Here is a 22,870-nt window from a genome sequence, read left to right as displayed (position 1 = left end):
ATGGGGCTGCAATATGGCGGCCGGGCGGTCTCGTCGCGGCCGTTTGGAGATCCGGGCCATGGTTAAATTTGCGTTTCCTTTCAAGTGCTTGAAAAGTCAACGGTGTTGCGATGTTGCCTCGCTTCCGGGTTCGGGTTAAGCCTTTCTTCGTTGCGGTGCCGCAATTTGCGCGCAAAGTGACGACACATCGTCTCGCAACCCCTCACACCTCAGAGGCGTCATCGCGACCAAAGGGTGCGCCCTTTGGTCGAGAGGATCGGCTCGGACCAGGATCGACGTGATGACCGCAGGGCAGCCTTCTCTCTCCCGCCGTTCGGCCGTGATCGCCGCCGCGCTTCTGTGCACGGTGTCGCTCGCGCTCGGCGCGAACGCTGCCTTGAACAAGCGGCCGTCCGAGTCCGGCAAGGCCGCCGCGACCGAGCAGAGCGCGGCCGCCACCAATGGCGCGCGCCTCGCCCTCGTCATCGGCAACGCGCACTATCCCGACGCCAACGCGCCGCTGGCTCAGCCGATCAACGACGCCCGCGCGCTGACCGCGGCGCTGCGGCGCGGCGGCTTCGATGTCGACGTCGTCGAGGACGCGACCAAGGAGGACATGGGCCGGGCCCTCGACCGGTTGAAGTCCCGGATCAAGCCGGACTCCGTGGTCATGCTGTTCTTCGGTGGCTACGCCATCCAGGCCGGCCGGGAGAGCTACATGATCCCGGTCGACGCCAAGATCTGGCGCGAATCCGACGTCCGGCGCGAGGGCACCAGCGTCGAGCAGTTCGTCGAGACCATCCGCGCGCAGGGTGCGCGCGCCAAGCTCGTCGTGCTCGACGCCTCGCGGCGCAATCCGTATGAGCGCCGCTTCCGTTCCTATTCGCACGGGCTCGCGCCGATCAATGCGCCGGCCAACGCGCTGATCCTGTCATCGGCGACCGCAGGCAGGGTGCTCGACGACCCGCAGGATCGCAGCAACAGCATGCTTGTCTCCGAATTGCTCAACCAGCTCGGTCGCAGCCCGAGCGCCGAAGCCGTCTTCACCAAGACCCGCAACGCGATCGCGCGCAGCACCGACGGCGAGCAGGTGCCGATGGTGTCGTCCTCGCTGGTCGAGGACATCCGCCTGAGCGCGGACATGGCGAACGCGGGCAGCTGAGGCGGAAGGTTTCTCCGCTTCAACGCGGCATTTGTTCAAAACGATGCCGGGTTAGGCGGTCGCCCTCGCCCCTCCAGTACGATCTCATTTGAGATGCTGAGCTGTCCGGCGACTAATCTGCCAATGAGTTACTCCGTCATTCCGGGACAGGCCCTGCCATGACGACGAGGCAAGATCGCGTGCAAAACTGCGATCGTCAAATGCGATGGCTCGGGCCTCCGGGGCGGGGTGGACGGCGTCTGCCGCCGGCCGTGCCGCCCCTCAATTGCTCGCCATCACCGGGCGAACCGGGTCGCCTTCGCGCAGCAGGGCGCCGGCGCGGGTGACGATGATCTCGCCCTCGGCGAGCCCGTCCTTGATCTCGACCTGGCCGCCGGCCATCAGGCCGATCTCGACGCGCTTGGTCTCGATCCGCTGGGCGCGCACCACCTGCACGACGGTGCCGTCGGCATCATAGAGAATGGCCGTCAGCGGCACCGCGACCCCGCAGCTCTGCCCGATCTTGATCACCGCGCGGCCGAACGAATTCACCAGCAGCCGGGTCGTGCCGGTGATGGCGATGAAGGCCTGGCCGAGCTGGCTGTTCGGCTCGACCGTCGGCGCGACGCGGCGGATCTTGCCGTCGACCTCGCCGGCACCGACGATGCGGATCCGCGCCGGCTGATTGACCGCGAGCTTGCCGATCTGGGCTGACGGCACCAGCCCGACGAGATCATATTCGTTGCGGGCGATGATCGAGAACAGCGCCTCACCGCGTCCCGAGGCCAGCGCGCCGATGGTGGCGGTGGACGCCAGAATGGTGCCGGCGACCGGCGCCTGCACCATGATCGTGCCGCCCTCGGGCGGCGTCAGCCGCGCCAGGTTCTGCCCGGCCGTGACGGTGTCGCCGGCATCGACCATCACCTCGGCGACCTTCAGTCCGGGCCGGTCCGGCCGGATCGCGGTCTCATCGCGGGCGAGCACCATGCCCGACACTTCGACGGTGTTGTCGAAACAGGCCTTGGTTGCCTTGAGCACGCTGACCGCGGCGCCCTTCGGCGCCTCGGCAGTGTCGGCGGCGGGGGCTGCCTGGGTCAGCGCCATCAGGCTTGCGGCGGCCAGCGCCAGCGGACGTGACAACGCGCCAAGCAAGACGGCAATTCCGGACTGTCCCATGCGACACCGATCCTTCGCGAACGCAATTCGTGACGCGGTCATCGCCGGGATAGCAGACGCGCGACCGCCGGGCCAGCAGACCCGTCTTCGTGAATAGTCGTCACACCTGCCCGCGACGTTCATCGCCCGGCATCCGTCGTCCGAACTTATCCGCGGTCGCCACGTTGATGCCGTCCTTAGTCGTTTGAGATCATGATCATGCGTCGCCTCTGGATACCGCTCCTGCTCCTTGCCGCGCTCGCAGTTCCGGCGCGCGCCGCGGAGTTGACGGCGGATGCGGTCAACGGCGCCGAGCTGCGCAACCGGCCGCCGGCCGAGGACAAGATGGATCCCGTGGCGATCCGCGCCCAGGTGCTGCTCGACCGCGCCCATGTCTCGCCCGGCGAGATCGACGGCCATTTCGGCGACAACGCCCGCAAGGCGCTGGCGGCCTTCGCCAGCGCGCGGGGGCTCGACAGCGGTTCGAAGCTGACCCAGCAACTCTGGGACGCGCTGCGCCAGGACCAGGCGCCTGCGATCGTCACCTACAAGATCACCCGCGACGACGTGAAGGGTCCGTTCCTCAAGACGCTGCCGCGGCACATGGAGGACATGAAGGACCTGCCGCGACTCGGCTATACCTCGCCGCGCGAGGCGCTGGCGGAAAAGTTCCACATGAGCGAATCGCTGCTCGCGGCCTTGAATCCAAAGAGCAAGTTCGATCGCGCCGGCGAGGAGATCGCCGTCGCCAACGTCATGAAGCCGAACGAGACGGTGCCGGAGATCACCCGTCTCGACATCGACAAACAGGCCGAGTCCGTGCAGGCCTTCGATAAGGACGGCAACCGCGTCGCGATGCTTCCGGCCACCGTCGGCAGCGACGACAAGCCGACACCGGTCGGCAGCTTCAAGGTGGACTCGATCGATGCCAACCCGAATTACCGCTACAATCCCGACTACAAGTTCAAGGGCGTGAAGGCCCGCAAGCCGTTCGACATCAAGCCCGGCCCGAACAATCCCGTCGGTTCGTATTGGATCGGCCTCTCCATCGGCAACGGCTACGGCATCCACGGCACCGCCGAGCCCGCCAAGGTCGGCAAGACGGAATCCCACGGCTGCGTGCGCCTGACGAATTGGGACGTGACGTTCCTTGGCCAGCATTTGTCGAAGAAGGCGGTGGTGGAGCTGCGGTGAGCGCGGTGCCCATGACTGCGCCCTCTCCCCTTGCGGGAGAGGGCATGCGCACTGGATCGACAAGCTCGCTCGGGTGAGGGGTCTCTCTCCACGAATTTTGCTAGCGGAAAGAGACCCCTCACCCAACCGCATGCGCGGATGGGCCGAACATGCCCTCTCCCACAAGGGGAGAGGGCGCTGCATCTGGCAGTGCTCTGGCTGATACGACGTCGGTGTGTAGTGTGTAGGGTGTAGGGTGTAGGGTGTAGGGTGGGCAAAGGCGCGCCCGACCTGTTAGTTGAGCGGATGATCTATCGCGCGCCGTGCCCACCATTCGCAGCGGTGGTGCCGATGGTGGGCACGGCGCGCCGACGACCTTGGGCGCAGAGTGAACTGCGCAACGCGCCCTTGCCCACCCTACGGGATCGTTGATGTGACGGGCGGCCGCGCCTTCATCGAGGCGTCGGCCTGGCAAAAATTACGACGTCGCAAACGACCGCTTGGGCACCACGTGCAGCGCATACGCATCGGCCGCGTCATTCACCCGCGGGTACAGCTCGGTCACCAGCGGATCGTGGCCGGGGATGAACCGGTCCGGATGGCCTGCGAGGCGCTCGATGGTCTCCCAGCCCTGGGCCATGTCGCCGACATTGTAGACGATCGGAAACGGGCTGCGGCGCTGCAGGTTGGCGTAGTAGTGCGCGGCGTCGGAGGCCAGCACGACCGGCCCGCGCGCGGTCTCGACCCGCACCACCTGCAGCCCGTCGGAATGGCCGCCGACCCGGTGCACGGTGATTCCCGGCGCGATCTCGCCGTCGCCGGCGTGAAACGCGACGCGCTCGCCATAGACGTGCCGCACCATGGTGGTGACGTGTTCGACCGAGAACGGGTGGCGCAACAGGCCGTTGCACATGCAGCGGCCCGTCGCATAGGCCATCTCGCGCTCCTGCAGGTGGAAGCGCGCGTTCGGGAAGCGGTCGAGATTGCCGGCATGGTCGTAGTGCAGATGCGTGACGATGATGTCGCGGATGTCGGCGGCGCGCACGCCGAACGCCTCGAGCGCATCGACTGGATTTCGGGTCAGCTTGCGGTTGCGGGCCTGCGCCTCCGTGGCATTGAAGCCGGTATCGACCAGGATGTCGCGGCCGTCGATGCGAATCAGCCAGACGAAGTAATCGAGGTCCTGCGCCGTCGTGTCGTGCGGATCGGGCTGCAGGAAGTTCATGTGCAGGCTGCGCGACCCCATCGTCGCATAGCGCAGCGCGTAGATCTCGGCGGCGTTCCCCATGATGTCGTCCCGTTCGCTGAGGTGCCGTTGATCGGCCCCGGCGGCATCGAGCCACCGGCGCGGAGCAAGGTCAACCACGCTGCGATCGAACCGGAGCGACACCGGCGGCGACACAGCGTGAGGCTCCTCACATTACGAGACGCCGGTATCGCTGCATGGTCGGTCATGTCGTCGAAGCGGGGATCGCGAGATGCTTTCGCCGGCGATGGCCGCTCGCGACGATTCTTCAACTGCGGCAAGCGGTTGACGTGTCGTCACGGCGATTTGATAATGCCTGACGCGTGGGATAATGTCGCCGCGGCGCAAGCTGGACGGCGCCTGTTTGCTGGACCGCTGGACCGCCATCGTGATGACTTTCCGCCTGCTGTTTCTGCTCGCCTTGACGGTCTCTGTCGCCACGTCGGTCGGAGTCTCCCGGCCCGCGCACGCGGCCGGCGACCGCTTCGCTCTCGTCGTCGGCAATGCCAAATATCCCGATGCCGATGCGCCGTTGAAGGAACCGATCAACGACGCGCGCGATCTCACCGACGAATTGAAGCGTGACGGATTCACCGTCGAGACGCTGGAGAACGCCTCGGGCGATACGATGCGCCGCGCGCTCGAGCGGCTCTATGGCAAGATCAAGCCGGGCTCGGTGGCGCTGCTGTTCTTCTCCGGCTACGGCATCCAGTCGAGCCGCACCAGCTACATGATTCCCGTCGACGCGCAGATCTGGCAGGAGGCCGACGTGCGCCGCGACGGCATCAGCCTCGAGCAGGTGCTGCAGGAGATCAACAGCCGCGGCGCCGGTGTGAAGATCGCGCTGCTCGATGCCTCCCGCCGCAATCCCTATGAGCGCCGTTTCCGGACCGCCTCCTCGGGACTCGCGCCGGTGATCGCACCGAGCGGTACCCTGGTCATGTATTCCGCCGCGTTGTCCTCGGTCGTGTCCGATACCGGCCGCGACCGCAGCCTGTTCGTGCAGGAGCTTCTGAAGGAGATTCGCGTCCCCGACCTCACGGCCGAGGAGACGCTGAACCGGACCCGGGTCGGCGTGACCCGCGCCTCGCGCAGCGAGCAGGTGCCGTGGATCTCTTCGTCGCTGGCGGAGGATTTTTCGTTCGTACCGGGCACAGGGGGCGGGCGCCCCACCGTGACGGCCGACAACACGCCGCAGCCGACACCCACGCCAACCCTGACGCCGTCTCCGTCGCCGACACTCCAGCCGCCAGCGCCGCCGCTGCCTCCGCCGCCTCCACCTTCGCCGCCGCCACCTGCGCCGCCGCCGTCCCCGCCGTCGCCTCCCAAGGCGGAGCTGGTGCCGCCGCTGCCGCCCGTCCCGCCGGTACCCTCGCCCGCGCCGACCAATACCCCGACCGCCAATGTGCCGGCTGATCCGCTGGCCGAGGATCCGACCATCAAGAGCCTGACCGCCAAGATCGCGGCCAATCCGGATGACGCGGCCGCGCTGTACCGGCGTGGCCAGGTCTATGCCAGCAAGGGCGCCTATCCGCAGGCGATCCGAGATTTCGACGAGAGCATCCGGGTCAACCCGAAGGACGTCGAGGCGCTGAACAACCGCTGCTGGGCCCGCACCGTGGTTGGCGAGCTGCAGGCGGCGCTGCGCGACTGCAACGAGGCGCTGCGGCTGCGGCCGAATTTCGTCGACGCGCTCGACAGCCGTGGCCTGGTCAACCTCAAGAGCGGCGCGAACAAGAACGCCATCGCCGATTTCGACGCGGCCCTGAAGATCAATCCGCGGCTGACGTCATCCCTTTATGGACGCGGCCTCGCCAAGCAGCGCAACGGCGCCGCGCAGGAGGGCGCGCTCGACATCGCCAATGCCAAGGCGATGGATCCAAACATCGTCCGTGAGTTCGAAAACTACGGCGTGCGCTGAATTTTTGCGTCCGCGCGCGTGCCGGCTCGAACCGTCAGGCGCGCCGGATCGACATAACCGCGAACAGCTGAAGTCGCGAGCGGGCGTTCGCGGCGAGGTGGGACATCAGTTCGCGCCAGTTGCGCGTGAGGAGGGATTGGCAATGACCGCACCGAAGACGAATTCGAGCAAAGCCGCCGGTTTGACCGGCCTGCTGGTCGCCACGATGCTGAGCGCTTCTGCCGCGCTGATCGCCACGCAGGCTGTTGCTGCGGAGGACGTCACGGAAGATCAGATCGTCCGTGCGCTGGCCGGACCGAAGAAGCCGCTGACCCGCGGCCTGTCGATGGCCCCGCAGGCGGAGGCCGCGCCTGCTGCGGCCAACCCGGAGCAGGACAAGTTCCTGCAGAGCATCCGTGGCCGCGCGACGCGCTCGCTGTCGTCTGCGGAACGCGAGGAGATCGCCGCGGTCGCCAAGACCAAGCCGAACATCGATCTCGAGATCACCTTCGACTACAACTCGGCCAACATCAGCCAGAAATCGATGGCGTCCGTGCAGGCGCTCGGCCGCGCGCTGACCAGCCCGGACCTCAAGGGATCGACCTTCGTGCTCGCCGGCCATACCGACGCGGCCGGCGCCGACGCCTACAATCAGGATCTCTCGGAACGTCGTGCCGATTCGATCAAGCGCTATCTGGTCGAGAAGTTCGGCATCGCCGGCAGCGATCTGGTGACGGTCGGCTACGGCAAGAGCAAGCTGAAGGATCCGTCCCAGCCGCTGGCCGAGGTCAACCGCCGCGTCCAGGTCGTCAACATGCAGAGCAAGACGGCGGCCGCCAAGTAGCCTGCGCGCCGGGGACCGCGTGGCGAGATACCGGCGTCGTCACATGCGTCTCGCAGGCTTGCGGGACGCATCGTTGTGTCGGACGCTGCCTCGCCCCATCAGGAGCCCAGGCTCCCTCTTGAAACCGCATCTCGCGCCGACCGGATCCGCCCGCCGATGAAGCTGCCGAAATCCCTGAAAACCGCAGCCACCGCGATCGTCTTCGTCGCCCTGTTCGCGGGCTATTACTGGTACGAGCATCGTCCGCATGAGGCGGCCGAGGAGCCGCGCATGCAGGCCCAGGTGCTGGTCACCAAGGCGGGCAAGGCCTGTTTCTCCGATCTGGTGCGCGTCACCGGCTTCGTCGTGCCGCGCCGCGAGGCCGTCGTCGGCGCCGACCAGGAGGGCTCGCGGGTCATCGACGTGCTCGTCAAGGAAGGCGACACCGTCACCGAGAACCAGGAGCTCGCGCGCCTGACGCCGCCTCCGCCGCAGCCGGGAGCGCCGGCCGCCGCTGCCGGCCGGCCGGTGTCGCTGCGAGCGCCTTCTTCCGGCGTCGTCACCGAGGTCCGCACCATCGCCGGCGCGCCGGCGTCGCCGCAGGCGGGACCGATGTTCCGCATCGCCGTCAACAACGAGCTGGAGCTCGACGCCGAGGTGCCGAGCATTCATCTGCTGAAGCTCAGCCCCGGCGCCCCCGCGCGCATCACCCGCGACGATCTTCCCGACATCATCGGCCGCCTGCGCGTGGTCGCGCCACAGGTCGACCGGACCACCCAGCTCGGCCATGCCCGGATCGCGCTGACCGGCAATCCCTCGCTCAAGCCCGGCATGTTCGCGCGCGCCAATATCGACGCGCGGCGCAGCTGCGGCGTCGCCATTCCCAACACTGCGATCGATCATCTCACCATCCAGGTCGTGAAGGGGGATACGATCGAAACGCGCCGGGTCCGGGTCGGCCTGGTATCCGATACCTCGACCGAGATTCTCGAAGGTCTGACCGAGGGCGAGATCGTGGTCGCCGACGCCGGCAGCTCGCTGCATGACGGCGACCAGATCAAGACCATGTTCGCCGAAGACATCGATCGCACGCGGGTACGCTGATGGCACTGAATATCTCGGCATGGTCGATCCGGAACCCGCTGCCATCGATTCTCTTCTCGATCATCCTGCTGATCCTCGGCTGGATGAGCTTCACCAAGCTCGCGGTGACGCGGCTGCCGAATGCTGACATCCCGGTGATCTCGGTGGCGGTGGCGCAGTTCGGCGCCGCGCCGTCCGAGCTTGAATCCCAGGTCACCAAGATCATCGAGGACGGCGTCTCCGGCGTGGAAGGCGCCCGCCACATCCAGTCGCTGATCACCGATGGTCTCTCCGTCACGACCATCACCTTCGCCCTGGAGACCAACACCGACCGCGCCATCAACGACGTCAAGGACGCCGTGACGCGGGTACGCTCCGACCTGCCGCAGAACGTCACCGAGCCCCTGATCTCGCGCGTCGACAAGATCGGCCTGCCGATCGTGACTTATGCGGCGATCTCGCCGGGCAAAACGCCGGAGCAGCTGTCGTTCTTCGTCGACGACGTCGTCAAGCGCGAGCTGCAGGGCGTGCGCGGCGTCAGCCAGGTCGAGCGCATCGGCGGCGTCGAGCGCGAGATCCTGGTGTCGCTCGATCCCGACCGGCTGCAGGCGATGGGCCTCACCGCGGTCAATGTCAGCCAGAGCCTGCGCGGCACCAATGTCGACGTCGCCGGCGGCCGCGCCGAGATCGGCAAGAACGACCAGGCGATCCGTACGCTCGCCGGCGCCAAGACGCTGAACGAGCTGTCGAACACGATGATCCCGCTGTTCGGCGGCGGCGAGGTGCGGCTCGCCGATCTCGGCACCGTCACCGACACCATCGCCGACCGCCGCACCTTCGCGCGCTTCAACGGCGAGCCGGTGGTGGCGCTCGGCATCAAGCGCGCCAAGGGCGCGAGCGACGTGGTCGTCGCAGCCGCCGTGCAGAAGCGCATCGACCAGGTCAAGGCCGCCCATCCCGACGTCGATCTCCGGCTGATCGACACCTCGGTCGAGTTCACCAAGGGCAACTACGAGGCCGCGATCTCGACATTGTTCGAAGGCGCCATCCTCGCCGTGATCATCGTGCTGCTGTTCCTGCGCGACTTCCGCGCCACGGTCATCGCCGCGATCTCGCTGCCGCTGTCGATCTTCCCGGCATTCTGGGCGATGGACATCCTCGGCTTCTCGCTCAACATGGTGTCGTTCCTGGCGATCACGCTGTCGACCGGCATTCTGGTCGACGACGCCATCGTCGAGATCGAGAACATCGTGCGCCACATGCGCATGGGGAAGTCGCCCTACCGCGCCGCGCTGGATGCCGCCGACGAGATCGGCCTTGCCGTCATCGCGATCAGCCTCACCATCATCGCGATCTTCGCGCCGGCCAGCTTCATGTCCGGCATCGCCGGACAGTTCTTCAAGCAATTCGGCATCACCGTCTCGGTGCAGGTGTTCTTCTCGCTGCTGGCGGCACGCTTCGTCACGCCGATGCTCGCGGCCTATTTCCTCAAGCATCACGATCATGACGACCCGCCGCCCGGCTTCATCCTGCGCGCGTATCAGCGCATCGTGACCTGGTCGGTGCGGCACTACTACATCACGATCCTGCTTGGCGTCGGCATCTTCGCGGCCTCGATCTGGAGCACGACGCTGCTGTCGAAGGGCTTCCTGCCGGCGCAGGACGCCGCGCGCTCGCTGCTGGCGATCGAGCTGCCGCCGGGCGCGCAGCTCGCCTACACCGAGAAGGTCACCGAGGACATCGTGGCGCGGCTGCGCAAGCGGCCGGAGGTGCGCAGCGTGTTCGTCGATGGCGGCCGTCTGCAGGGCGCGATGGAGGTCCGCCGCGCCGGCATGATCGTCAACTACACGCCGAAGACCGAGCGCAAGATCACCCAGAAGGAGCTCGAGCTCGAGATCACCAAGGATCTCGAGACGATCCCCGACATTCGCTTCTGGTTCACCGACGAGAACGGCCTGCGTCCGATCAAGCTGGTGCTGACGGGCTCCGACCCCAAGCTGGTCGACAATGTCGCGAGCGAGCTCGCCTCGCAGATGAAGCGGATTTCGATCATCTCCAACGTGGTGTCCGACACCTCGCTCGACCGGCCGGAATTGCGCGTGCAGCCGCGCGCCGATCTCGCCGCGCGGCTCGGCGTCTCCACCGAAAGCCTGTCGCAGACGATCCGTGTCGCCACCATCGGCGACGTCGGGCCGGCACTGGCGAAGTACGACGTCGGCGGCCGTTTGGTGCCGATCCGGGTGCAGCTCGAGGACGCGGCGCGCAGCGACGTGAAGACGCTCGAGCAGCTGCGCGTGCCGCTCGGCCAGTTCGGCGAGAAGGGCGGCGTGCCGCTGGCTGTCGTCGCCGACATCAAGCTCGACCAGGGTCCGACCAGCATCAGCCGCTACGACCGCGGCCGCCAGGCCACCGTCTCGGCCGATCTCGTCGGGCTGGCGGCGCTCGGCGATGCGACCAAGCTGATCGACGAGCTGCCGGTGCGCAAGACCATGCCGGCGAGCGTCAAGCTGATTCCGTCGGACGACGCCGAGAGCCTGAACGAGCTGGCGTCCGGCTTCATCACCGCGATCACCGCCGGCCTGATGATCGTCTACGCGGTGCTGGTGCTGCTGTTCGGCACCTTCCTGCAGCCGATCACGATCCTGTTCTCGCTGCCGCTGTCGATCGGCGGCGCGATCGGCGCGCTGATGCTGACCGGCAAGCAGCTCACCATTCCGGTTTATATCGGCATGATGATGCTGATGGGCATCGTGACCAAGAACGCGATCATGCTCGTGGAATTCGCGATCGAGGCGATCCATGCGGGCACGCGACGCGACGAGGCCATCATCGATGCCGGCATGAAGCGGGCGCGTCCGATCGTCATGACGACGATCGCTATGGTCGCCGGCATGATGCCCAGCGCGCTGGCGGTCGGCGCCGGCGGCGAATTCCGCTCGCCGATGGCGCTGGCGGTCATCGGCGGATTGGTGTTCTCCACCGTGCTGTCGCTGTTGTTCGTGCCAGCGATGTTCTTGGTGATGGACGATCTGGGCGGGCTGTTCGCGAAGCTCGGCCGCAGGCTGATCGTGTCCGACAGCAGCAACGACGGGCATGCTGCTCCTCAAGCCGGCGCGCCACACGCCCAGACTCCCCCGCCTTCAGTGATCTCCCCGGCCGCAGAGTGAGCCGGAGACTCGAAGCACGGCCTAGAGCGCGATGAGATCAGGATGAATTGTCATCGCGCTTTAGGTTGTCGTTTGCGCATGATCTTTTCGGAAAACCGCTGCGCACTTTTCCGGATCATGCTCTAAAACGTTCGCCGCCGCTCGCTGAGATCTTCCGCGACACCCGGCGGTGACTCGACGGGGCGATCGGCCTGCGGCGGCACGATCAGGGCGACGAAGCCTTGGCTCGCGCCGTGCCAGCCGAACAGATTGGTCCTGAGCGTGAAGGCGACGCGCACCGACGTGCGCGCCCGCGCCGCGGCGGCCTGCATCCCGTTGATGCACGAGGTGTCAGCCTCGTAGCACAGCGCCGCCCAGCCCCGCGCCGTCACCCCCTCGCCGGGATCCCGCAGCTCGTTCGGATGCACCAGGCTCATTTCGTAGCGCGGATGGTCGGTGCTGTAGAACGCCGCGGCGAAGGCCAGGCCGTCATCGCCGCCAACCGCCTGAAGCGGGCTGTCAGACGCCGTCCGCCACAGGCGGTCGAGCTCGGCCACCGCCGGCTGATAGAAATTGCGGCCTTCGCTGAGCGGCACGTAGTTGCGGTACAGCGCGTGCAGTGGCGCCACCACGACGGCCGCGAACGCCGCGATGGCGATCGCGACCGCGGCGAGATTGATCGTCAGCTCGCGCGGAGCGTGATAGCTCGCGCCGCAGACGATCACGATGACGAACAGGAAGACATCCTGCAGGCCCCAGAGCGGCGGCATATCGGTGCCGAAGATCGCCGAGACCCAGGCGGGGAACGTCACGGTGCCGATGCTGATCATCGCGAGCAGGCACAGGCCCGGGTCCAGGCTGAGCGCGTCGTTCAGCACGCGGGCAGGACGCGGCCGCGTCATCGCCAGCCAGATCAGGCCGGGAATGCCGATGATGCCGGCCATGGCGAGAGCGAAGCCACCGCCTTCGAGCAGCGCGGCCGTGCCGCTCTTGCCGACGTGATGATTGATCGCGTGCGAGAATGGCTGCGCGCCTGTCGCCGCGAGCCAGTACAAATGGGGCCCGAGCGCAAACAGGCCTGTGAGCGCCGATAGCCAGGGTGCGGCCGACTCGAAATAGGCGCGCCGGTCACCGTGGCACAAGGCGGCGATCGCAAAGCTTGCGATCAGGAAGATCGAATAGTACTTGCCGAGCATTGCGAGCGCGGCGGTCAGGCCGGCGGCGACGGCCCAGCTGGCTTTGCGGGTCTCGAACGAGCGCAGGAAGCACCAGGTCGCGAGCGGCCAGGTCGACAGCAGCACGGCATTGGCGTTGAAGCGCTGCGCGTGGAACTGATAGATCGGCAGGACCATCAGCAGCAAGAGCACGACGATGCGCTTGTCGCCGCGGGCGAAGCGCCGGGTGATCAGGTCGACCGCAAACAATCCGACCGCCGCATTGGTCAGCGCCAGCAGGTTGAACGACCAGTTCGTCAGCGGGAACACGATCGTCCAGCCCCGCGCCGCCCAGCTCATCAAGGGCGGATGCTTGGTGGAGCCCCAGTCGAAGCTGCGCCCGAGCGACCAGGTCTCGATCACGTCTTGATGCAGATCGCCGGCCAGATAGGCGAGGGAGAAATACGCCATCCAGACGGCCACGAAACCGATGATGAGGACCGGAACCGACCAGCCGTCCTCGACGGCATCGATCCAGGCTGAAAGGGCTCTTCGCCAGCGACCAACCGTATTGTTGGTCTCGAGCACGATCGCCGGCAACGCAAGACTCATGAGTTCTAACCACCTTCATCTGGCGCGAACGAGTTCCGCCCGCACGCCGCCGCGTGTGTACGGAACTCATCGCCGCCGGATTGACCCCGGTTAGAATTGTTAAAAACAGTTCATGTCGCAAATTGTGAGTCGTCGTGGCCCAATTGCGATCATGTTTGGCCGAGTCTGACACCTAACGATACATTGCGAATCGTTCTCGCCAGCAGCCCGACGAGAAGTGGACAACATCGTCCGGGTCGGCCGCTATTCGTTGCGCGCGATCGTGTTCAGCTTCGTCAGGTCGTGCAGCAGGATGCGGCCGCGCTGCAGGTCTAGGATCTTGTCCTTGCGCCAGGCCTGGAGCTGGCGGTTGACGCTCTCGCGCGCGGCGCCGACGAACACGCCGAGCTGCTCCTGCGAGATGTGCACCTCGGAGCCGAAATCCTCCGCGAGCGCGCAGAGCCGGCGGGCCAGCCGGATCGGCAGCGGCTGCAATACCGATTCCTCCATCCGCTCGCTCTGCCAGCGGATGCGCTGGCACAACAGCTGGATGATCTTGATCGCGACCTTGGGCTCGCGCTCCAGGAAGTTCAGGAAATCCTCGCGCCGGAGCACGAACAGCTCGGTGGCCTCACCCGCCGTGGCGTCAGCGGTGCGCTCCTGGCCGTCGAGCACCGCGACCTCGCCGAACAGATCGCCGGGGCCCATGAAATTGAGCGTCAGCCGCGAGCCGTCGGTGGCGCCGGTCTCGATCCGGATCTGGCCGCGGCGGACGCCGAACAGTGCGTTGCCGGGATCGCCCTTCTGGAACAACACCTCGCCCGCCGAGAGATGCTGGGTGTGGCACAGGTTCGAAATGCGCTGCAGCTCGTCCGAGCCGAGATCAGCGAACATCGGGTTCATCTTCAGAATGACCGCAAATTCGGCCTGCTTGCTCATCACTATACCTTCGGCAGTGGTTCAAAGCCCCAGTTACAGGATCCGCTCTGGCGGAAGTGTGTCGTAAGTCACATAACGCCGCATGGGCTCACGACTAGTTTGGTCGCTCGCGGGGCGATCTTCGTTCCGGGAAAAATTGAGATTGAACCGGGTCGGCGTTGCCGCATGCTAACCCGTGGAGACCGCTCGCCCGCAGCGCTTGGGACATCGATATGAAAGCATTGAAGATTGCAGGCGGTTTGCTCGGCGCCGTCATCGTCGTGCTCGCGCTGGCGCTGGCCTTCGGGCTGCCCGCGAGCTTCCTGACCGTGGCGATCCAGGACCGCGTGGAGCGCGACACCGGCTATCGCCTGAGCATCGCGGGGGGCGCCACGGTCAGCCTGTGGCCCTCCCTGCAGGTCACGCTGACCGACATCACGCTGCAGGACCCGAAAGACCGCGACGGCAACAACCGGCTGACGGTGTCCAGGCTGCAGGCCGACATGGCGCTGTCGAGCCTGTGGTCCGGCCGGCCCGACATCAGCGAGATCAGCATCGAGAAGCCGACCCTCTACCTTCCCCTGCTGCGCGAGCGGCTGCGGGACAATGCGCCGCGCAGCCGCTCGTCTGCGAAGCCGGAGAGCGTCCCAGCGGTCCGGATCGCCAGCGTCACCGTCACGGACGGCGCCGTGATCCTCTCCAACCCGCGCGACCGCGTCGAAAACCGGCTCGAGGGCCTCAGTGCGACGGGCTCGCTGAGCGGCGACAAGATCAAGATCAAAGGCAGCGCCCGCGCCGGCGATCGTCCGGTGACGTTCGAGATCAATGCGGCCGCGCCGGCGATGCCGATCGATCGCCAGACGCTGCCGGTGGATTTCAGGATCGGCATGGAGAGCGCGTTCCGCGGCGTCCTCGCCGGGCGTGCCGATGTCAGGCTCAATGGCGCGCTGATCATGATCAACGGTCTCAGCGGCACGCTGGGCGATGGCGATTTCAACGGCTGGGCCTCGGTCGACCTCGCCAGCAAGCCGCTGGTGAAGATCGACTTGGACGTGCGCCGCCTGGATCTTCCGGACTCTGCCGCGCCAGCCTCGTCGCGCGCCGCGGGGTGGAGCACGGCGGCCATCGACCTGCGCGGCCTGAACTATCTCGACGCGCGCGTGAAGCTGTCGGCGACGGATATCGGCGTCTCCGGCGCGCGCCTCGGCCCGCTGGATATGGAGGCCTCGCTGGCCGGCGGCCTGCTGAAGGCCACCGTCATCAATCTCGGCGTCTACGACGGCCAGGCCGCCGGCGAGGCCGTGATCGATGCCTCGACCGGCAATCCAGCCTACGCGATGCACGGCGATATCGTCGGCGTGCGGGCGCTGCCGCTGCTGCAAAACCTCGCCGGCTTCGACAAACTCGATGCGCGCATGCAGGGCAAGCTGGCGCTGCGCTCGAGCGGCGCCAGCCAGCAGGCGATCATGAACAATCTGAGCGGCTCGACCTTCCTGCTGTTTCAGGACGGCGTGATCCGCGGCATCAACGTCGCGCAGATGATCCGCTCGCTGACGACCAATCCGCTTTCGGGCTGGCAGGATTCGAAGGAGTTGACCACCGACCTCACGCAGCTCTCGGCCTCATTCCAGATCGAGCGCGGCCAGGCGGCGACGACGGACCTCAATCTGGTCGGACCGCTGGTCAAGGTCACCGGCGCCGGCACGGTCGATCTCGGCAATCGCGCGCTGGCGATGCGGGTCGAGCCGAAGCTCGTGATGACGACCGAAGGGCAGGGCCGGACCTCCAACCCGGTCGGCCTCGGCATACCCGTGGTGATCGACGGCCCCTGGAGCCAGCCGCGCTTCTATCCCGACATGGCCGGTATCCTCGACGATCCCGAGGGCACCTATGCCAAGCTCAAGCAGATGGGGCAGGGGCTGTTCGGCAAGGATGGCGCAGGCCTCAACAACCTGCTCAACGGCATCGGCGGCCTGATCGGAAACGCGGCGCCAAGCACCGGTCCAGTCCCGAACGCACCGACAGCGGCGCCGAATGCGCAGGCGCCGGCCGCCGGCCAGTCCGACCTGCTCGGCGGCCAGCTTGGGGCCACCATCGGCAATCTGATCCAGCAGGGCCTGCAACAGGCCGCCCCGCCGCAGCCGAGGAGCCGCGGCCGCACCGTGGTCCCGCCGGCCGGCATCGCGGCTGCGCCGCAGGCCGACCAACCTCCGCCGGCCGCCCCGGCCGACGCCGGCCAGGGGGGCGCAACCGGCGAAGCGCCGGCCGGCGCGGACAGCGTCCCCGATAGCCAGCCCATGAACGACGTGCTGAAGCGGATCTTCAATCGGTAACATGAGGCAGGTGACGGTATTTCTGCGCCGTCCTCCTTCAAATGAGGGAGGAGATTGGTCACTGTTTGCGTCATCTTTGCGCTTCGGGGGTCAGCGCATCGGGGCCGTCCTGCACCGCATTCTGTGCTAGATGAATGGGAAGACGGTGCATCTCGGCTACGAGAGGACCGTCTCCAATGTGTCGCTGCCGATCAGGATGGCAGCGGACGCGCTCATCCGGGGTTCTGCCCCCGGCGATGCCGCGCGAGGGGTCCGAATGAACGGGGTCGAGAACAGAGGCTGGTCGCTGCGGCAGGGCCTGTTCGCCAAATATGTCGTGTCGTTGGTCGGGCTCGTGGTGTTCGTCCTGGCGGTCAACGGCGCGACCGAGACCTGGATCAGCTATCAGTCCACCAAGGCGAGCCTGACCGCGGCGATGGCCGAGAAGGCGGATGCCAGCGCCCGCCGGATCGAGCAGGCGGTTTCCGACTTGCAGCGCCAGATCAGCTGGGTGACGCGGGCCAGCGCCAGGACGTTGGAGGATCGACGCGCCGATTATGTCCAGCTGTTGAGCCAGGCGCCGGCGGTGCGGCAGCTCTATCAGCTCGACGGCCAGGGCCGCGAGCAGCTCCGGGTCTCGCGCACCTCGATCGCGTTCTCCTCGGGCAACGATCTCTCCCGCGACCTGCGCTTCACCGACACGGTCACCCATGGCAGCAACTTCTCGGCCGTGACCTTCAAGGGCGCGCTGCCGATGATGTCGATCTCTGTCGCGCATTCCGGCTTCAATGCCGGCGTGACCGTCGCTGACATCGATCTCGATTTTCTCGAAGACTTCATGAGCGAGGCGCAGGTCGGCAAGGTCGGCATTGCCTATGTCGTCGATCCCAAGGGCCAGGTGCTGGCGAGCTCGGCCAAAGGGCCGGCGGTCGGCCAGGATCTCGCCAAGCTGCCGCAGGTGGCCGCGATCGCGCTCGACGGCCAGCCGCTGGCGTCCGGCACGGACAGCGATGGACACGCCGTGCTGACGGCGGCCGCAACCTTGCCGAAGCTCGGCTGGGCCGTGTTCTTCGAGCAGTCCACCGCGCATGCGCTGGCGCCGATCCGCGATCAGCTGCTGCGCGGCGCCCTGCTGATCGCGCTCGGGCTTGCGGTCGCGATCTTCGCCGGTTCGCTGCTGGCCCGCCGCATGCTCGTGCCGATCACCGCGCTGCGCGCGGGCGCGCGCCGCCTCGGCGCCGGCGATTTCGGCCAGCGCATCGAGGTGAAGACGCATGACGAGCTGGAGGAACTCGCCGATCAGTTCAACAGCATGGCCGGCCAGCTCGCGCAGTCCTATGCCGTGCTGGAGGCCAAGGTCGAGGAACGCACGCGCGATCTCGCGCAGTCGATCAACGAGCTGAAGGTGCTGGAGGAAGTCGGCCGCGCGGTCGCGTCGTCGCTCGATCTCAATGCCGTGCTGCCGACGGTGGCGTCGCGCGCGCTCGAGATCACCGGCGCCGATGCGGTCCTGATCTATTCCTATGATGCCGGCGAGCGGCGCTTCAGGCTGGTGGAGGCCAAGGGTGTCGACCGGGACGGCGCCCATGAGGTGCTCGACGAGCAGACCAGCCTGCTGTCGGAGTCGGTGCGCAGCGGCGAGCCGATCGCGATCGCCGAACTCGAGAGCGCGCCGGAGCATCCGCTGCGCGACGTTGCTGTCGCCGCCGGCTTCCACGCCGTGCTGTTCACGCCGCTGGTCGACCAGCAGGGTGTGCTCGGCGCCCTGGTGGTTCTCCGGCGTGCGGCCGGCGCGTTTCCGCCGAACCTGATCGGCCTGATGCGCACCTTCGCCAACCAGGCGGTGCTGGCGATGCGCAACGCGCGGCTGTTCACCGAGGTCGACCAGAAGGGCCGCGAGCTGGCGCTGACCCATGCCACCGTGCAGCAGCAGGCGGAAAAGCTCACCGAGCAGACGGAGCAGCTGCGCGAATGGAACAAGTCGCTGGAGGAGCGGGTCGAGAAGCAGCTCGCCGAGATCGAGCGCATCCGGAGGCTCGAGCGCTTCCTGGCGCCGCAGGTGGCGCAGATCATCGCCTCGTCCGACGGTCACGACGCGCTGCTGGAGAGCCATCGCCGCGAGGTCACCGTCGTGTTCTGCGACCTCCGCGGCTTCACCGCCTTTACCGAGACGACCGAGCCCGAAGAGGCGATGAACGTGCTGCGCGAGTATCACGCCGCGCTCGGCAAGCTGATCTTCAAGTATGAGGGCACGCTCGACCGCTACGCCGGCGACGGCGTGATGATCCTGTTCAATGCGCCGATCCCGTTCGCGGACCACACCACGCGCGCGGTGAAGATGGCGCTGGAGATGCGCGAGGAGATCGGCCAGCTCACCGAACGCTGGAAGAACCGCGGCCACAGCCTGGGCTTCGGCGTCGGCATCGCCGTGGGCTACGCCACGCTCGGCCAGGTCGGCTTCGAGAACCGGCTGGAATATGCCGCCATCGGCAGCGTCACCAACCTTGCCTCGCGCCTGTGCGACGCCGCCAAGGCCGGCCAGGTGATCGCCTCCCGCCGCGTCTACGGCGTGGTCGAGGCCTCGGTCGACGCGCGCCCGATCGACGACCTGCATCTCAAGGGCTTCAACCATCCGGTCCTGGCCATGGAGATCCTGCACTGGCGCGGCGAGGACGCGGCTCTCGAACTCCCGGAGGAGCGGCGGCGCTCGGCGGCGACGTGAGCTGAGACGCCCGCTTGCGGCGTGCTCCTCAGGGTGAGGAGAAACATCGGGTCGGTCGATTCCGTAGATAAGAATTCTCTTGCTATTTTTCGGAAATCGTGATTATCTCCACCCATCCCGCCTCACCGCAGAAGGGGCGTTGCGCGCGATCGTCACGACACGCGAGGCGGGGATGCGATGGCCGCGAGCGCTCGCAGCACGTCGTCGTGGCGTGCGGACGAACGAGTGCCTGCGGACGGTCAAGTCGCGTGGTCCTGGCCTCCCGAAGCTGAGGTCCGCGCAATGCGCGCGAGCGCATTGTCGCGATACGGTGGCCAACAAGCCGGCGCACCGGGGAGATCGCGAAGCAGCCGGAAGCCCGTCGCGCAGGGAATGCCGGAATGTCGGCTGAACCTGTGGTACCTGCCGCCTGCATTATCTTTCGCAGGCGGGCCATGGGTTGCGGCCAGCACCCGGCATTCCCTGCGCCCTCTGCATGATTGCGAGGGACGGACTGATCGCATGACTCGGGCAGCGTCTGCCGCGAGAATGCGCGCACATGTCACGTCTCTACGACTGAACTTTGTTGTTTGAGCCGTGAATTCGCTCCACCCTCCATCGTCGTCCCGGACTAGCCGCGACGCGCGCAGCGCATCGCGGCGCCGATCCGGGACCCATACCCCGCGGCCCTTGTGAGATGCGGGATGCTAACCAAGCGCCTGCCTCAAACCACTCTCCGTGGTTATGGATCCCGGCGTTCGCCGGGATGACGGCTGAGTTTGGTGTTGCGCTGTATCTCACAGCGAGCTGAACAGCCGTAGGGTGGGCAAAGGCGCCTGGCCGGTGCTTGTTGGGGATGACGCTCTCCCGCGCCGTGCCCACCGCCCTTGTTGCGAAGGAGGGTGGGCACGCATCGCCTTCGGCGCCGCTTTGCCCACCCTCCGCAGCTCGAACTAATAAGCCTGCTTCGCGTCGGCCTCTTCGCTGGTCTGGATCAGATCCAGGCTCGCCTCGATCTTGCCGATCAGGCGGTCGAACAGCTTGCGCTCCTCCGCCGACAGGCACGCCATGATCTCGCGCTCGCGCTGCTGCAGCCGCGGGATCAGCTCCTCATACAGCGTCTTGCCCTTGCGCGTCAGCCGCAGCCGGAATTCGCGGCGGTCGTCGGCGTTCTCCACCCGCTCGATCAGCCGCCGCTCCAGCAGCGACGTCACCGCGCGGCTGATGGTCGATTTGTGCGTGCGGGTGCAGGCTGCGACATATTGCGCGCTGCAGGCGTCGCGGCGGAAGCCGAGCGTCGCCAGCACGCGCCATTCCGGAATGTCGAGCCCGTAGCGCTCGCGATAGTCGCTGGCGAGCGCGGCGCTGACCTCGGCAGCCAGGCGGTTCAGCCGGAACGGCGCGAATTTGAACAGATCGAGCCGCTCGTCACCCTGTGGCAGTGCGGCATGCCGCTCGCCGTCGGCGGGTTGCGCCCGCCGCCTCGATGCCGCGGTGGATGGGGTCGCCACGTTCGCGCTCCGATTTTTTGAGTTGACGCGGCCGAGGCCGTCAGCTTTAGAATAGTTGCAGGTGAGACTATTTGGCAAGTCGGTCGTCTGGCAAGCCAGACCAGGCCTCACCCGAGGAAATGTCGGTCGCTTCCATCGTCAAGAACCATAAGGCGAGCAAGCCATGGTGCAGACCAGTCCGGGGCAGGGCGCAAGCTCGGCAAAGGTTCAGTTCGGCTATATCAGGCACGGTGATCAGGATCAGGCCGCGCCGGTCGCGCATCCCGTCGTGGTGGTGGGCGCCGGTCCCGTTGGCCTGTCGTTTGCGATCGATCTCGCGCAGCGCGGCCATGCCGTCGTCGTGCTCGACGATGCCGATCGCATCGGCGAGGGCTCGCGCGCGATCTGCTTCTCCAAGCGCTCGCTGGATTACTGGGATCGGCTCGGCGTCGGCGACCGCATGGTCGACAAGGGCGTGGTGTGGAACGTCGGCCGCATCTTCCACGGCCCGTCGGAGCTCTATCAGTTCAACCTGTTGCCCGAACCCGGCCACAAGCGTCCGGCCTTCATCAACCTGCAGCAGTTCTACGCCGAGGCCTATCTTGTCGATCGCGTCAGCGCGCTGCCGTCGATCTCGCTGCGCTGGCGCAACAAGGTGACCGCGCTGGAACAGCGCAATGACGGTGCGGTGCTGACGATCGAGACGCCGGATGGCCCCTACCGACTGTCGGCGCAATATGTGATCGCCTGCGACGGTGCGCGCTCGTCGCTGCGAAGCATGGTCGGCGCCGGCTTCTCCGGAAAGGTGTTCGAGGATCAGTTCTTGATCGCCGACGTCAAGATGACCGCCGCGTTTCCGACTGAGCGCTGGTTCTGGTTCGACCCGCCATTCCATGCCGGACGCTCGGCCCTGCTGCATCGCCAGCCCGACGATGTCTGGCGCATCGACCTGCAGCTCACGCCGGAGTGCGATCCCCAGGTCGAGAAGAAGCCGGAGAACGTGCGGCCGCGCATCGCGCGCATGCTCGGCCACGACAAATTCGAGTTCGAATGGATCTCGCTGTACAAGTTCCAGTGCCGCCGCATGGAGCGGTTCATCCATGGCCGCGTGATCTTCGCCGGCGATTCCGCCCACCAGGTGTCGCCCTTCGGCGCGCGCGGCGCCAATTCCGGGCTGGAGGATGCGGAGAACCTGTCCTGGAAGCTCGATCGCGTGCTGCGCGGGACGTCGCCGTCCGATTTGCTCGAGACCTATCACATCGAGCGCAGCGCCGCGGCCGACGAGAACATTCGCGAGTCCACCCGCGCCACCGACTTCATGGCGCCGGTGAGCGCACAGGAGGCTCGGCTGCGCAAGGCGGTGCTGTCGCTCGCCAAGGAGACCGAGTTCGGCAAGCGCATGGTCAATGGCGGCCGGCTCTCGGTACCTTCGGTGTACGAGACGCCGCTGTCGACCGCCGATGCCGAAGCGTGGGCGAGCGGGCCTTGCCCGGGCACCTCGTTGCTCGATGCTCCGCTGAAGGCCGCCGACGGACGGCACTTTCATCTCACTGACGCGTTCAATGCCGAGGGCCGGCGCTTCACCGTGGTGTCATTCGCCAATGGCGCGGCGATCGACGTAGCCAGCGAGGTCGGTGTCATCAGGATCGGCGGCGACGGTTATGTCGATGCGGAGGGATTTGCGACCAAGCGCTACGGCGCCGAGCCCGGCACGGCCTATCTGCTCCGCCCCGACGGCTATATCGCGGCACGCTTCCGGCATCCGACGCGGGAGACCATCGCCGCGGCCGTGGCGCGCGCCGCCGGACTGAACTGAAGGAGCCGGTGATGGCCCTCTCGACCGCGTCGAACTTCACCAAGCCGGATGACGCCTTCCGCGCCATCGTTGAGGCGCATCGCGGCCTCTCGGAGAAGGACAGCGCCGATCTCGATGCGGCGCTGGTCCTGATCCTTGCCAATCACATCGGCGACATCACCGTGTTGCGCGAGGCGATCACGCTCGCCAAGCGGCGCATGATCGATGCCAGCCAGCAACAGCAACAACAGCAGCAATAGCTG

15 protein-coding genes are annotated in these 22,870 nt (G+C 66.8%); 10 read left to right on the top strand and 5 right to left on the bottom strand.

Annotation, left to right across the window (positions count from 1 at the left end; all coding sequences use genetic code 11):
* Nucleotides 1–280 precede the first annotated feature (280 nt).
* The gene (locus BRADO_RS32400) at nt 281–1,141 is read left to right on the top strand and encodes a caspase family protein (RefSeq protein WP_041757228.1); all 861 of its coding nucleotides are present in this window, start codon (nt 281–283) and stop codon (nt 1,139–1,141) included.
* A 261-nt stretch (nt 1,142–1,402) separates the two neighbouring features.
* Here BRADO_RS32400 and BRADO_RS32395 read toward each other — a convergent pair whose 3' ends face one another.
* Nucleotides 1,403–2,296, bottom strand: coding sequence for an efflux RND transporter periplasmic adaptor subunit (locus tag BRADO_RS32395; protein ID WP_050781072.1), 894 nt, complete (start codon nt 2,294–2,296; stop codon nt 1,403–1,405).
* A 198-nt stretch (nt 2,297–2,494) separates the two neighbouring features.
* Here BRADO_RS32395 and BRADO_RS32390 point away from each other — a divergent pair, with 198 nt between their 5' ends.
* Nucleotides 2,495–3,469 (top strand): L,D-transpeptidase, encoded by a 975-nt coding sequence (locus BRADO_RS32390; protein WP_012030429.1) that lies wholly within the window; start codon nt 2,495–2,497, stop codon nt 3,467–3,469.
* A gap of 457 nt (nt 3,470–3,926) precedes the next feature.
* On the opposite strand, the gene BRADO_RS32385 is transcribed toward BRADO_RS32390, so the two are convergent.
* Nucleotides 3,927–4,736, bottom strand: a complete 810-nt coding sequence (locus BRADO_RS32385) for an N-acyl homoserine lactonase family protein (protein WP_041757929.1) — start codon at nt 4,734–4,736, stop codon at nt 3,927–3,929.
* A gap of 349 nt (nt 4,737–5,085) precedes the next feature.
* Between BRADO_RS32385 and BRADO_RS32380 the strand changes: the two genes are divergently transcribed.
* From BRADO_RS32380 to BRADO_RS32365, 4 genes are all read left to right on the top strand, one after another.
* The gene (locus BRADO_RS32380; protein WP_041757927.1) at nt 5,086–6,615 is read left to right on the top strand and encodes a caspase family protein; all 1,530 of its coding nucleotides are present in this window, start codon (nt 5,086–5,088) and stop codon (nt 6,613–6,615) included.
* 142 nt (nt 6,616–6,757) lie between these two features.
* Nucleotides 6,758–7,438, top strand: coding sequence for an OmpA family protein (locus BRADO_RS32375; protein WP_041757227.1), 681 nt, complete (start codon nt 6,758–6,760; stop codon nt 7,436–7,438).
* A 156-nt stretch (nt 7,439–7,594) separates the two neighbouring features.
* On the top strand, nt 7,595–8,521 hold the full coding sequence (locus BRADO_RS32370) for an efflux RND transporter periplasmic adaptor subunit (RefSeq protein ID WP_012030425.1): 927 nt from the start codon (nt 7,595–7,597) through the stop codon (nt 8,519–8,521).
* Nucleotides 8,521–11,667, top strand: a complete 3,147-nt coding sequence (locus BRADO_RS32365; protein ID WP_012030424.1) for an efflux RND transporter permease subunit — start codon at nt 8,521–8,523, stop codon at nt 11,665–11,667. The genes BRADO_RS32370 and BRADO_RS32365 overlap by 1 nt, the downstream gene beginning before the upstream one ends.
* Before the next feature lie 122 nt (nt 11,668–11,789).
* Here the strand turns inward: BRADO_RS32365 and BRADO_RS32360 are convergent, their stop codons facing one another.
* Both BRADO_RS32360 and BRADO_RS32355 read right to left on the bottom strand, forming a co-directional pair.
* Nucleotides 11,790–13,412 (bottom strand): glycosyltransferase family 39 protein, encoded by a 1,623-nt coding sequence (locus tag BRADO_RS32360; RefSeq protein ID WP_012030423.1) that lies wholly within the window; start codon nt 13,410–13,412, stop codon nt 11,790–11,792.
* A 243-nt stretch (nt 13,413–13,655) separates the two neighbouring features.
* Nucleotides 13,656–14,330 (bottom strand): Crp/Fnr family transcriptional regulator, encoded by a 675-nt coding sequence (locus tag BRADO_RS32355; RefSeq protein ID WP_041757226.1) that lies wholly within the window; start codon nt 14,328–14,330, stop codon nt 13,656–13,658.
* 212 nt (nt 14,331–14,542) lie between these two features.
* Between BRADO_RS32355 and BRADO_RS32350 the strand changes: the two genes are divergently transcribed.
* Entirely contained in the window at nt 14,543–16,642 is a 2,100-nt protein-coding gene (locus BRADO_RS32350; RefSeq protein ID WP_012030421.1) for an AsmA family protein, read from the top strand.
* 256 nt (nt 16,643–16,898) lie between these two features.
* Nucleotides 16,899–19,343 carry an adenylate/guanylate cyclase domain-containing protein gene (locus BRADO_RS32345; protein ID WP_012030420.1) on the top strand — a complete coding sequence of 815 codons (2,445 nt, stop codon included), beginning with the start codon at nt 16,899–16,901 and terminating at the stop codon, nt 19,341–19,343.
* A 932-nt stretch (nt 19,344–20,275) separates the two neighbouring features.
* Here the strand turns inward: BRADO_RS32345 and BRADO_RS32340 are convergent.
* Nucleotides 20,276–20,833, bottom strand: a complete 558-nt coding sequence (locus BRADO_RS32340) for a MarR family winged helix-turn-helix transcriptional regulator (RefSeq protein WP_012030419.1) — start codon at nt 20,831–20,833, stop codon at nt 20,276–20,278.
* A gap of 163 nt (nt 20,834–20,996) precedes the next feature.
* On the opposite strand from BRADO_RS32340, the gene BRADO_RS32335 reads away from it, so the two are divergent.
* On the top strand, nt 20,997–22,628 hold the full coding sequence (locus tag BRADO_RS32335) for an FAD-dependent oxidoreductase (protein ID WP_012030418.1): 1,632 nt from the start codon (nt 20,997–20,999) through the stop codon (nt 22,626–22,628).
* Nucleotides 22,629–22,639: 11 nt separating this feature from the next.
* Nucleotides 22,640–22,867 (top strand): DUF2783 domain-containing protein, encoded by a 228-nt coding sequence (locus BRADO_RS32330; RefSeq protein ID WP_041757225.1) that lies wholly within the window; start codon nt 22,640–22,642, stop codon nt 22,865–22,867.
* The last annotated feature ends 3 nt before the right edge of the window (nt 22,868–22,870 follow it).

It is taken from the genome of Bradyrhizobium sp. ORS 278, assembly GCF_000026145.1.
GTDB lineage: Bacteria > Pseudomonadota > Alphaproteobacteria > Rhizobiales > Xanthobacteraceae > Bradyrhizobium.
This window is presented reverse-complemented; position numbering and strand designations above follow the sequence as displayed.

Coding starts and splice junctions, on each gene's coding strand:
- BRADO_RS32400 (WP_041757228.1), top strand. CDS start 281: ATGACCGCAGGGCAGCCTTCTCTCTCCCGCCGTTCGGCCGTGATCGCC.
- BRADO_RS32395 (WP_050781072.1), bottom strand. CDS start 2,296: ATGGGACAGTCCGGAATTGCCGTCTTGCTTGGCGCGTTGTCACGTCCG.
- BRADO_RS32390 (WP_012030429.1), top strand. CDS start 2,495: ATGCGTCGCCTCTGGATACCGCTCCTGCTCCTTGCCGCGCTCGCAGTT.
- BRADO_RS32385 (WP_041757929.1), bottom strand. CDS start 4,736: ATGGGGAACGCCGCCGAGATCTACGCGCTGCGCTATGCGACGATGGGG.
- BRADO_RS32380 (WP_041757927.1), top strand. CDS start 5,086: ATGACTTTCCGCCTGCTGTTTCTGCTCGCCTTGACGGTCTCTGTCGCC.
- BRADO_RS32375 (WP_041757227.1), top strand. CDS start 6,758: ATGACCGCACCGAAGACGAATTCGAGCAAAGCCGCCGGTTTGACCGGC.
- BRADO_RS32370 (WP_012030425.1), top strand. CDS start 7,595: ATGAAGCTGCCGAAATCCCTGAAAACCGCAGCCACCGCGATCGTCTTC.
- BRADO_RS32365 (WP_012030424.1), top strand. CDS start 8,521: ATGGCACTGAATATCTCGGCATGGTCGATCCGGAACCCGCTGCCATCG.
- BRADO_RS32360 (WP_012030423.1), bottom strand. CDS start 13,412: ATGAGTCTTGCGTTGCCGGCGATCGTGCTCGAGACCAACAATACGGTT.
- BRADO_RS32355 (WP_041757226.1), bottom strand. CDS start 14,330: ATGAGCAAGCAGGCCGAATTTGCGGTCATTCTGAAGATGAACCCGATG.
- BRADO_RS32350 (WP_012030421.1), top strand. CDS start 14,543: ATGAAAGCATTGAAGATTGCAGGCGGTTTGCTCGGCGCCGTCATCGTC.
- BRADO_RS32345 (WP_012030420.1), top strand. CDS start 16,899: ATGAACGGGGTCGAGAACAGAGGCTGGTCGCTGCGGCAGGGCCTGTTC.
- BRADO_RS32335 (WP_012030418.1), top strand. CDS start 20,997: ATGGTGCAGACCAGTCCGGGGCAGGGCGCAAGCTCGGCAAAGGTTCAG.
- BRADO_RS32330 (WP_041757225.1), top strand. CDS start 22,640: ATGGCCCTCTCGACCGCGTCGAACTTCACCAAGCCGGATGACGCCTTC.